10 protein-coding genes and 1 other RNA gene are annotated in these 11,266 nt (G+C 49.8%); 7 read left to right on the forward strand and 4 right to left on the reverse strand.

Annotated features, from left to right (window positions below; translation table 11 throughout):
• Positions 1-485 (forward strand): IS3 family transposase (locus RTV33_RS14220; RefSeq protein ID WP_312645315.1); only part of this gene is annotated, 485 nt, incomplete at its 5' end.
• A 104-nt stretch (positions 486-589) separates the two neighbouring features.
• Here the strand turns inward: RTV33_RS14220 and RTV33_RS14225 are convergent.
• The 4 genes from RTV33_RS14225 to RTV33_RS14240 form a co-directional block, all read right to left on the reverse strand.
• On the reverse strand, positions 590-1,150 hold the full coding sequence (locus tag RTV33_RS14225) for an NUDIX hydrolase (protein WP_312645317.1): 561 nt from the start codon (positions 1,148-1,150) through the stop codon (positions 590-592).
• Between the two features lie 22 nt (positions 1,151-1,172).
• Positions 1,173-1,784, reverse strand: coding sequence for a DUF4364 family protein (locus RTV33_RS14230; RefSeq protein WP_312645319.1), 612 nt, complete (start codon positions 1,782-1,784; stop codon positions 1,173-1,175).
• 175 nt (positions 1,785-1,959) lie between these two features.
• The gene (locus RTV33_RS14235; RefSeq protein ID WP_312645321.1) at positions 1,960-4,368 is read right to left on the reverse strand and encodes a beta-propeller domain-containing protein; all 2,409 of its coding nucleotides are present in this window, start codon (positions 4,366-4,368) and stop codon (positions 1,960-1,962) included.
• A 4-nt stretch (positions 4,369-4,372) separates the two neighbouring features.
• Positions 4,373-4,903: an RNA polymerase sigma factor gene (locus RTV33_RS14240; protein ID WP_312645323.1), complete on the reverse strand. Its 531-nt coding sequence runs from the start codon at positions 4,901-4,903 to the stop codon at positions 4,373-4,375.
• 387 nt (positions 4,904-5,290) lie between these two features.
• Between RTV33_RS14240 and RTV33_RS14245 the strand changes: the two genes are divergently transcribed.
• The 6 genes from RTV33_RS14245 to dnaX all read left to right on the forward strand — a co-directional run.
• Positions 5,291-5,992 carry an IMP cyclohydrolase gene (locus RTV33_RS14245; RefSeq protein ID WP_312645325.1) on the forward strand — a complete coding sequence of 234 codons (702 nt, stop codon included), beginning with the start codon at positions 5,291-5,293 and terminating at the stop codon, positions 5,990-5,992.
• A gap of 14 nt (positions 5,993-6,006) precedes the next feature.
• Positions 6,007-7,182: a phosphoribosylaminoimidazolecarboxamide formyltransferase gene (locus tag RTV33_RS14250; protein ID WP_312645327.1), complete on the forward strand. Its 1,176-nt coding sequence runs from the start codon at positions 6,007-6,009 to the stop codon at positions 7,180-7,182.
• An 88-nt stretch (positions 7,183-7,270) separates the two neighbouring features.
• Entirely contained in the window at positions 7,271-8,872 is a 1,602-nt protein-coding gene (locus RTV33_RS14255) for a penicillin-binding transpeptidase domain-containing protein (protein WP_312645329.1), read from the forward strand.
• A gap of 125 nt (positions 8,873-8,997) precedes the next feature.
• Complete coding sequence (locus tag RTV33_RS14260) at positions 8,998-9,885, forward strand: DegV family protein (RefSeq protein ID WP_312645332.1); 888 nt, start codon at positions 8,998-9,000, stop codon at positions 9,883-9,885.
• A 127-nt stretch (positions 9,886-10,012) separates the two neighbouring features.
• Positions 10,013-10,111: signal recognition particle sRNA small type (gene ffs / locus RTV33_RS14265), an RNA gene on the forward strand.
• Between the two features lie 63 nt (positions 10,112-10,174).
• Positions 10,175-11,266: DNA polymerase III subunit gamma/tau (dnaX, locus tag RTV33_RS14270; protein WP_312645334.1), on the forward strand; the 1,092-nt coding region annotated here is incomplete at its 3' end.

Raw genomic sequence — 11,266 nt, forward strand, 5'->3', positions numbered from 1 at the left:
TTCTGAACCGTAACTTTAAAACAGAGCAACCCAACAAGAAATGGGCGACTGATATTTCTTATATCCCTACAGCACAAGGCTTTCTCTATCTGTCCGCCATTCGTGACCTCTTTGACAACAGCATTGTTTCCTACAAGACCAGCCGGCAGCAAACCGTTAGCCTGGTACTGGACACAGTTCGGGCTGCTGTGCAAAAAGAAGCGGTCGCCGGGGAGTTGCATCTCCACAGCGACCAAGGGTTTCAATATACATCACAAGCATACTTTACCCTTACTAAAGAATATGGCATTACACCCTCTATGTCAAGACGGGGAAATCCTTATGACAATGCTATGGCTGAGAATTTCTTCTCCATGCTCAAAACAGAGTGCATTTCTCGGCAGAAAATCCAGTCCTTTGAGCAGGCTCAGCAACTGATTGATGATTATATCTATTTCTACAATTTTGAGCGCTACCAACTAAAATACCGCCTGACTCCATTTTAAAAACGGAGCCAGACGGCGTAATCTTTAGATATTCTACGATTGGTCTTTCTTTTTTACTGTCTATTTTCCATGGAGCGGTTCATCATACGGCAGCTCTTTTTCTATTATAAAGCTCGCGCTCTATCGATTATCTTCTGATAAATCTCCATAAAATAGGGCTCGCTCACCACCTGTGCAAGCTGGTCGGTGTCAAACCAGCGAACGGCACTGTTCTCATCGGGCTTTATCGCAAGTTCCTCTTCCTCATCAGCAAGCAGCACATAAGCACCGTTGAGGTGCTGGTGGGAACAAACGTAGCTGCCGCGCTTTACATGCCCGTATACAGGCAGAATATCCACTGTCAGCAGCTGTTCGGTAAGCGGCCGTACATGGTGCAGGCCGGTCTCTTCGCGCGCCTCTTTCAGTGCAATCTCAAGCAAATCGATGTCACCGTCAGCATGCCCGCCAGTCCACGCCCAGGCATTGTAGATGTTGTGGTGGATGAGAAGCACACGATCAAGGGCGGGGTTTAAAATCAGCCCTGAGGAGGTAATGTGTGCGAATTCATTCTCACGTGTAAGAATGTTATGAGGGAACAGCTCGATATAATCGAGAATAACGCGCTTGTCATTTTTCTCCTGTTCATTTAAGGGGATAAATTCTCTGATCTGGTCTATGTAATTCATACCGTGGCTTCTGTCCTCCGTTTTAATCGTCATACATGGCATTGTCAGACGGAATCAGCTCGCCGACTGTTTTCAAATCGCCTGTGAGCAAAGCCAGCATGCCTTTGTAAATCAGCAACGGGTCGCGGATAAACTGGCGCTTTACCGCGTCCGCCTCGGTTTCGGTGGGCATAAACAGCGACAAATTCATCAAATCAGAACCAATGTCGGAAATGATGAGATTGACCATATAGCCGTCCTTCACCTTATCCACTGTTACAATATTCTCAGCTGCACTTTTCTGCCTTGCCAGCAGATTTTGCGCTGAAATAAGCGCCTTTTCACGTACTGTCAGCGGAAGTGTGTCGCTGAACTCCCGTGCGGTGCGTACACCAAGTTCGGTAAGCCCATAGCACTCCTCGTCCTTTTTGTTGGTAGCGCAAATAACAATGTGCCCCGAATCCAGCAGTTCGCTCATAGCATCCGCTAATTCGAAATAATTTACCAGGCCCTTTTTTAAAAGAGCTTCATTGATTTGTGAAAGCGTAAGCTTCTGCCGAATGTTTTGCAGCAGGTAACACACCAGTATTTTAATTTCATGACTGAGGGTAAGCCCGCCTGGCTCAATACCCGCAGAAAAAGCATTTAGTTCCATCCTTCTATCACCTAAGCATTACATAATACGGCACTAACCGATAATAATTCATTTTCTATGATACAATATTTTTCGACAAAAAGATAGTAAAAATAATAGCCAGCTCAAAAATTGTAAGAATGTTGCAATAAAAGACGGAATAGATGTGTAATCTATTCCGTCTTTGTGATGAATGTTACAAATTTATCTCTGCAAGTTTTTCTAAATCGGAGATCGAATGCGCAGTGACCTTACTGCGTGAAAAGGTGTATATCGTATCACCAATGTACACACCGCGCTGAACATTCAGGCCTTGGTCATACAACTGATTTTCATCGGTAATATCACCACTTTGTGAAATGGAACCGAGATATTCGATTTTTTCTTCCGTAACCTGAAAGAGGTACAGCCCATCAAATGCAAATTTGTAGTTACGCGCCCATTCGTCTGTGGAGTTGTTTCCATATTCCGTAAAGAGCGTAACCGGTATGCCCACAATGTCTTTGCTGCCGTAATACACAAATGCCTTGTGGTTGTACAGCGCTTCCGAGTTGCTGCCGCGATCACCCATTTGATATACCTGTGTTTCTTTGGGGGTTTGCGGGTTGCTGATATCGAACAGCGAGAGCTTTAAGCCTTTGGTAATTGCAGCACCGTCAGGCTTAGTTGCGGTATCGTAGCCAAAGCCAAGTAGGGTGTCATCATCGATGGGGTGCAGATACTCCGAAAATCCGGGGATTTTGAGCTGACCGAGCACCTTGGGGGTTTGCGGGTCGGAAAGATCAATCGCGAACAGCGGGTCAACCTGCTTGTAGGTAACGATATAGGCGATGTCGTCGATATAGCGCACCGAGTAGATGGTTTCATCGGGCGCCAGCCCTTCAAGCGTGCCGATACGTTCGAGATATTGGTTAAGCACGTAAACATTGTTGTCGGTTACCCTCTTAAGCGGGTCGGTTTTATGGGTGGATACTGAGCTGTCGCCTTCCAAACTTTCTTGAATCCAGGTTTTAGGGTTTTCTTTTTTAAATTCCTCGCCGCGGCCTTGCTCCGCTGCTTTGTCATAGGCAGCAAACCAGGCAGCTTTGGCGGCAATTCTTTTTTCGTGCTGTGCATTTTGCTTTTCCAGTTCTGCCTTCGCCGCTATAGGGTCGGCATAATACCGCCGCGTGGTGGCTATGCGCAGGTCGCCTGTAGAACTTTCATCCAAAGCAAACTGCCCGTCGATTCTACCGGGTACATTGCCCTGTGCCAGCAGCTCGATTTTGGTGCCTTCCACTCCAAATTTCAGCAGAGTAGTGGTTTCCTCAAGGGTAGCTTCATCGGTGCTGCTGCCCGCCACATAAAGGTTGTGGGGGGACATGTATACGGTGCTGCCGCCCCCCAGAACGGCTTTTGTGGTATTGGTGCCGGCACCGGTGAGGCTGACAGCAGAAACCACTGTGTAGGCGTTGGAGAATAGTTCTGCGGGGATGCAGATATCTGGCGCGGGTAGCTTACGCAGTTTATCGGAGACCGTTGTGTCGCGCACCGATGGGATCAGCATATCGTCGGTTACTTCGTCGATGTACGCATTTGCCGGTACAACACTTTGTGTGACGAGATATACGGTATTGTCAACCAGGCGTGAGGAAACATAATCGCCCTGCTGCTCAAAGCTGTATTCTCTTACAGGTTTTGCGGTATTGGCAACGTTGTACACGGCCAGTGCAGTGGCGCTAACGGTGCGCGTGCCCTGCTGTTCTACACCCGTATCGTAAAGTTTATATTGAGGTATGTGGTCAAAATTGGGGTTCTCATACATTACGGCAAGCTTGTCGCCCGCCAAAAATAGGTCACTGACAGAAACGTCGGCGGGGAATTGAATGGAAGAGACGACCGCAAGGCTTTTGGCATCAATAATTTTTACCATCGGGCGCACATCGGAATCGCTATTTTTACTTACGGGGGTATAAAGGTAATACAGGTACTCTCCGTCGGTTTTTACAATGTCCGCTTCGTCGATGCCTTGTGTCTGGGCGTTGGTGGTATAAACCTCGTGCGCCATGCCGCCGCCTGTGTCGGGGGCGGCACCGGGATTGACTTCTGCGCCCGTATCCGCGTTTGTTTTTTTATCGTCTTTGGCTGGTGCTTTCTGTTGCGCCATAGGCTCGGTTTGAACCGATTTCAGCCGTACGCGAATTTGTGAATAGTCTTTGGCGTAATAGCTGCTCATTTCTTCAAAACCGCCTGCGGGCGCTGAAAACCCTTTGTAATTTCTTGCAGCGTCTGCTGAAAATGCCTCGGTTTCACCCTCCATAGGTGTTGCCGCATCCATAGCCGCCTGTGCCGCTGGTGACTGGGGGCTTGCAGATTCGTTCAGTGAACCGAGCCGGTTTAGATGGAGCACACTGCCAAGCACCAGCACAAATGCCGCTGCAACACCGGCAAGCTTTTGCCACTTTACTGTTTTCACCACTTTAAGCGGTGGCTCAGGGCTTGTAATTCGCTCAAGCAGTTGTGAAGCCTTGACTGATTCGGGTACAATAATGCCGCTGTCAAGCTGCTTCAACCTTTGCGATAGGTATTCCAAATTTTTGTTGTCCTGTTCGTATAAATCAGCCATAGTTTCACCCCATTTCTATCATTTTGCGCAACTTAATTAAGGCCCTGTGCAGCTTTGAGCTAACAGTGCCATGCGGGCAGCCTAACATCTCAGAGATCTCTTTTGTTGTGTAACCCTGAATGGCGGAAAGAACAACAATCATTCTTTCCTGGTTGGATAGCTTATTCAAAGCTCCCAGTAAAATCACCTTATCCGATGTCTCTCGCTCGATGTCAGTATCTGCGGTAAAGTCGCTAATGAAATCTTCAATATTGAGCGTGTTTTTGCGTTTGATGATGTCGGCAACCTTTCTTTTCATACGAACCGACAGGATGCGGAAGATCCACGCCTTAAACGCCGAATCGTCCCGCAGGTTTGCTATGCCCTTAAATGCCTCCATAAAGGTATCAGCCACTGCGTCCTCTGCGTCGTGGGTATTGCCGAGCGTGTAGAGCGCGTATTTGTAGAGCTCATCCTGCACCTGTTCGTATAAAAGGGAAAAGCTATCTGCATTTCCCGCCTTTGCCGAAGCAACCACCTGTAAATCAATGTTCAATCGTCACACCACACTTTACCGGGTTACACCTCAATAGTGCACCCATATTAAGAAATGATTGCATTCTAAGTAAAAAAATTATAGCATATCAGCAAATAAACTGACAAAAAATTTAAAAATAGGGAAAGAGCCTTCCATAAAAACATCTGAACTTTTATTATAGAGGAAATTCAGTGAGAAAGATATAACAAACATTGCCAAACAAGGCAACGCAAGGCGGTGATGAAAGGCGCGGTATGCTTGTCAGAAATTTGCTGAATTTCTGCATTTGACAAAAATCCGGTGGGTAATTTTACTCTGGCCGGTTTTTCTTTTTTGCCGATTTTGCCGAAATATGATATAATTTAGTACAAAATGATAGAGCCATATTGTGTTAGGAGGCAAGCGATGGAAACCCAGAGAATAGCAGATTTGCTGGAGGGTAACAGCTACCCCGGCAGAGGTATCATCCTTGGCAGGAGCAGTGACGGTGAACATGCCGTAATCGCCTACTTTATTATGGGACGCAGTGAAAACAGCCGCAACCGCATATTTGTGCAACAGGATGAAGGAATTCGTACACAGGCGTTCGACCCTGCAAAGCTTACCGATCCGTCCCTGATTATTTACAACCCGGTGCGCGTATGTAACGGTAAGACGATTGTCACCAACGGCGACCAGACCGATACAATCTGCAACTTTATTGCCCGGGGCAAAAGCTTTGAGGATGCACTGCGCACCCGTGCGTTTGAGCCGGATGCGCCTAACTTTACCCCCCGTATTTCGGGTATGGTGGAGGGAACCGGCTACAAGCTTTCTATTCTCAAAAGTGCAAACGGTAATGCCGCCGGTGCGCAGCGCTATTTTTTTGAGTACGAAAACCCAAGCGCAGGTTTGGGGCACTTTATTCATACCTACAAGTGTGACGGCAACCCCATTCCGTCGTTTGAGGGCGAACCGATACCCATTGAAATTACAGGGGCTATCGGCAGCTTTACCGATATGCTGTGGAACAGCCTGAATGCAGGCAACAAAGTCTCGCTGTTTACCCGTTTTATTCATGTGAAAACAGGTGCGGTGCAAACCCGCATTCTCAATAAAAATCAGTAGGAGATGCTTATAGTATGGCAAAAGAACTGGAACTGAAATATGGCTGCAACCCCAATCAAAAGCCATCTCGCATCTTTATGCAGCAAGGTGAGCTGCCCATTGAGGTGCTTTGCGGTAAGCCGGGCTTCATCAATTTTCTCGATGCATTCAACAGCTGGCAGCTGGTAAAAGAGCTCAAAGAGGCAACAGGATTGCCCTGTGCGGCTTCGTTTAAGCATGTCAGCCCTGCGGGTGCCGCGGTTGGTACACCGCTTACCGAGGTAGAGAAGAAAATCTATTTTGTGGACGACCTAAACCTTTCACCGCTTGCCTGTGCATACGCCAGAGCACGCGGTGCAGACAGAATGTCCAGCTACGGGGATTGGATTGCGCTTTCCGACATTTGCGATGAAGAGACTGCGGCGATGATTGCGCGCGAGGTTTCGGACGGTGTGATTGCGCCCGGCTACACCGATAAGGCGCTGGAAATTCTCAAGACCAAGCGCAAGGGCAGCTACAACGTGGTTCAAACCGACCCAAGCTATGTCCCTGCGCCAATTGAGCACAAGGATGTTTTCGGCATTACCTTTGAGCAGGGCAGGAATGAGCTCAAGATTGATCATGAACTGCTCGGCACTGTTATCACCGAGAACAAGAACATCCCCGACGATGCAAGGCGCGATTTGATTCTTGCGCTCATCACACTGAAATACACCCAGTCCAATTCGGTTTGCTATGCCAAGGGCGGCGCTGTCATCGGCGTTGGAGCGGGTCAGCAAAGCCGCATCCACTGCACCAGGCTTGCGGGCAATAAGGCGGATATCTGGTATCTGCGCCAGCATGAAAAGGTAATGAACCTGCCCTTTAAGGCGGATATCCGCCGCCCCGACCGCGACAACACGATTGATGTTTACATTTCGGACGATGATATGGACGTGTTAGCGGACGGTATGTGGCAGCAGTTCTTTACCGTAAAGCCCGAGCCGCTCACCCGCGAGGAAAAGCGCGCATGGCTTGGTACTTTAACCGGGGTTGCGCTGGGTTCAGATGCGTTTTTTCCGTTTGGCGACAACATTGAGCGCGCACACCGTAGCGGAGTGTGCTACATTGCACAGCCAGGCGGCTCCATTCGGGACGACCATGTCATCGATACCTGCAACAAGTATGGCATTGCCATGGCCTTTACGGGAATTCGTTTATTCCATCATTGAATCATTTAATTACCCCAAAAGTCTTTTTGCATAACAAAGCGCAATTTTTCCAATGCTAACAGCAGAAACTGTTAGCAGGGGGATTGCGATGGAAAAGCGTGTGATTGCGGTATTTTGCGCTATGATTTTGATGTTCAGCGGAATGTATTACCGCATATTTTCGCTCAGCGAGGGCGAAGGAATGGCACAGGTGGCAAAAAATCAAAGCACCTACACGCTGGAGGTTGCAAAAACACGTGCCATGATTTACGACTGCAACCTTTCCCCACTGGTGAACACCGAAAAGGAGTACCGTGCGGCGATTTTGCCAAGCCCGCAGTCGGTACCCGCCATGAAAAAGCTGATTCCGGACAAAGAACAGTTTCTTAAAACACTGGAGGATCAAAAGCCGGTTCTGCTGCAGCTCAGTACGGATGAATTTTACGGCAAAGGGGTAAATCTGTTTCAGGTGCCTTTGCGCTATGCCAAGCATCAGCCTGCGGTGCACATCATTGGGCACCTGCGCGAGGGTGAGGGGGTATACGGCATCGAGCAGGCGTACAATGGCTTTCTCACGGCAAACGGCGGCCGCATTGAGGTGCGCTACCCCATTGATGCGACCGGGCGTGCACTGAGCGGCGAAACCCCTGAGGTAATCGATACCACTACAGAGCCAAAGCAAGGGCTGGTACTAACGCTGGATGAGCGCATTCAGCGGATTGCGGAGCAGGCGGCAAAGCGGTATATCAGCAAGGGTGCGGTGGTTGTGATGGACTGCAAAACCGGCGACATCAAGGCCTCGGTCAGCCTGCCCACCTTCGACCCAAACAACGTTGCGCGCAGCTTTGAAGCAAAGGATACCCCTTTTGTAAACAAAGCATTTGCCCCCTTTAATGTTGGCTCCAGCTTTAAGCTGGTGGTCACCGCCGCTGCGTTGGAAAACGGCATTAAGCCGGGTGCATTTGAATGTACCGGTAAAATTGATATAGACGGGCAGATATTTAAATGTAACAACCACGCAGGGCATGGCTGGGTGGATTTGACGCGTGCGCTGGAGGTTTCGTGTAACCCGTATTTTATTCATCTGGCACAAAGCGTAGGGGCAGAGAATTTGCGTAATACCGCCGTTAAATTTGGGTTTGGCAGAGCCAACCTGCTGGCGGAAGGATACGAAAGCGCGGCGGGCAACCTGCCTTCACCGGACGAGCTGCGCAACCCTGCGGATGTGGCGAACTTCGGATTTGGGCAGGGTGTGCTGATGGCAACCCCAGTGCAGCTTGCGAGAATGGTGAGCGTATTTGCAAACGGCGGGTATCTCATTACACCGCAGCTGGTGGAGGGCTATTCCGACCCCACGGGCACCAGCGTGCAGAACTATGCGCCGGAATATGCCGCCAACCGTATTATCTCAGAGCAAACGGTGCGCAAGGTGCATGATTTAATGGTATCGGTTGTGGAAGAGGGAAGCGGTAAAAAAGCAAAGCCCGAAAGCGGCGGAGCAGGCGGAAAAACCGCATCGGCGCAGACAGGACAGTATTACGACGAAGAAAAAACAAACGAAATTGTCGAGGCGTGGTTTGTAGGCTTTTTCCCCGCGGAGCAGCCCCGCTATACCATTGTGGTGCTGGCGCAGGGCATGGACTCGGGCAGTACCTATGCGGCTCCCATTTTTAAGGATATTGCAGACGGCATTCTGAAGCTGGAAAAGTAATGGACAGAATACAAAATTTGCATTGAAATAAGCCCTGATATCCGATATAATAAAGGCTAGAGAGCTCACGCCGGCGGGGCATTCCTGCAAATTCAGCGGAGCTTGGCGTTAGGGGGATTTTTCTTATGGAGAACGTTAGAGATTATGTGATCAGCACAGACACCAACTCTGACCTGCCGTTTAGCTTTGTAGATGAAAACAACATCAACCTGCTGGCACTCGGTTATACCATGGATGGTGTGACCCGTTTTACCGATGATAGAACCATTGACCAGCACGAATTCTACGAGCAGATGCGCGCAGGTAAAATGCCCACCACCACGCAGGTGAACCCAGAGCAGGCTGAAAAGTCCTTCAAGCAGTTTGCGTCGGAGGGCAAGGACGTTTTGCACATTGCGTTTTCCTCCGAGCTGAGCGGCAGCTACAACAGCGCCGAGATGGGTGCAAAAGAGACACGTGAGCAGTACCCCGAAGCAAAAATCATTGTGATTGACTCGCTTTCCGCTTCCTTAGGGCAGGGCCTTATGGTATATTATGCAGTGAAGATGAGAAACGAGGGAAAATCCATCGATGAGGTTGCCGCGTGGCTGGAAGAGCACAAGCAGAATTTCCTCCACTTCTTTACCGTGGAAGATTTAAACCACCTGTACCGCGGCGGGCGTGTATCCAAGGCGACTGCGGTGGTCGGTACTATGCTTGGTATCAAGCCGGTTATGCATGTCGACGCTCAGGGGCGCCTTGTACCCATTGGCAAGGTACGCGGCAGAAAACAGTCGCTGCTCAACCTGGTTAACCGCATGGAGGCAAAGATGGAGGGCTTTGATAACGACGTTGTATTCATCTCACACGGCGATTGTTTGGAGGAAGCACAGTTCTGCGCAGATGAAATTAAGAAGAAATATAAGATCAAAAATTTTATATTTAACTACGTTGCACCGTCCATCGGCGCACATTCGGGGCCCGGTACCCTTGCTATTTTCTTTCTAGGCAAAGATCGCCATGAAGACAAATGATTGATTGGCTTTGCGGTCTCCGTCAAGAATAGTGGTTGACGGAGACTGTTTTTTGCGTTATAATAATAAGGCTTGATAATTTCAAGCGCGAATAGACAGGATGAGGTAATTGTTCTGTCATGCGAGTATGCGGGTCCTGTGCGACAGAGCGCCGTGAACCATGTCAGGCGGGGAACCGAGCAGCATTAAGCGGCAGCTTCTGTGCGCCGCAGGTAACCTGTTACCCGCATGACAGAGCAACTACAGCCTGTCTATTTTTGCATGTAAAAGATAAAATGGAGGTGAGCAGATGTATCAGGCGTTGTATCGAAAATACCGTCCCACTGTGTTTGATGACGTAGTAGGGCAGGAGCATATCACCACAACCCTTAAAAACGAGATTGCCACGGGCAAAACCTCGCACGCCTATCTGTTCACCGGTTCGCGCGGAACGGGTAAAACTACCTGCTCTAAGATTTTGGCGAAGGCGGTCAACTGCCACAGTGCCCATGAAGACGGCAATCCCTGCGGGCAGTGCGACATCTGCCGCGGTGTGGACGACGGTTCGATTCTTGACGTGGTGGAGATTGACGCAGCGAGCAACAACGGTGTGGATAACATCCGGCAGCTGCGGGAGGAAGCGTACTTTTTGCCCACAATGTGCAAAAAACGCGTTTACATCATCGACGAGACGCACATGCTTTCCACCGGTGCGTTCAATGCCCTGCTCAAGATTATGGAGGAGCCGCCCGAGCATGTGCTGTTTATTTTGGCTACTACTGAGGTACACAAAATCCCCGCAACAATTCTCTCCCGCTGCCAGCGGTTCGATTTTCGGCGCATTGCCAGCGATGTGATTGCCGGCAGGCTGGAAGCCGTTGCAGCGCAGGAGGGGCTAAGCCTCAGCCACGACGCGGCATTGCTGGTTGCGCGCCTTGCTGATGGCGGCATGCGCGATGCACTTTCGCTGCTCGACCTGTGTGCTTCGCACAGCAAAGAGATTGATGCTGCTGTGGTTGCAGATGCGGCAGGTTTGGCGGGGCATGGGCATCTGTTTGAGTTAACCGCCGCAATTGCAAAGAACGATACCGGCGCGGCGCTCACCATCATCGACGACCTGTACAGCAAAAGCATAGACCTTGAGCGCCTTTGCGAGGAGCTTACCTCGCACTTCCGCAATCTTATGATACTAAAATCAGCCTCGAAGCCCGAGGAACTGATTGTTGCCCTGCCTGAGGAGCTTGCGCGCCTCAAGGAGCAGCAGGCACAGATAAAGATGTCCGCGATTTTTAACGGGCTTACTGTATTGCAGGAGACCCTGGGTAAAATGAGCCGTTCGCAGAACCGCCGCACCGAGCTTGAAATGGCGGTTATCCGCTTGTGTAACCCGCAGCTCGATTCC

It is taken from the genome of Hydrogenoanaerobacterium sp., from assembly GCF_032017025.1.
In the GTDB taxonomy this organism is placed as follows: domain Bacteria; phylum Bacillota; class Clostridia; order Oscillospirales; family Ruminococcaceae; genus Hydrogenoanaerobacterium.

Bases quoted from the DNA above. Each gene is read 5' to 3' on its own strand.
- RTV33_RS14245 (WP_312645325.1), top strand. From the start codon at position 5,291: ATGGAAACCCAGAGAATAGCAGATTTGCTGGAGGGTAACAGCTACCCC.
- RTV33_RS14255 (WP_312645329.1), top strand. From the start codon at position 7,271: ATGGAAAAGCGTGTGATTGCGGTATTTTGCGCTATGATTTTGATGTTC.
- RTV33_RS14250 (WP_312645327.1), top strand. From the start codon at position 6,007: ATGGCAAAAGAACTGGAACTGAAATATGGCTGCAACCCCAATCAAAAG.
- RTV33_RS14230 (WP_312645319.1), bottom strand. From the start codon at position 1,784: ATGGAACTAAATGCTTTTTCTGCGGGTATTGAGCCAGGCGGGCTTACC.
- RTV33_RS14225 (WP_312645317.1), bottom strand. From the start codon at position 1,150: ATGAATTACATAGACCAGATCAGAGAATTTATCCCCTTAAATGAACAG.
- RTV33_RS14235 (WP_312645321.1), bottom strand. From the start codon at position 4,368: ATGGCTGATTTATACGAACAGGACAACAAAAATTTGGAATACCTATCG.
- RTV33_RS14260 (WP_312645332.1), top strand. From the start codon at position 8,998: ATGGAGAACGTTAGAGATTATGTGATCAGCACAGACACCAACTCTGAC.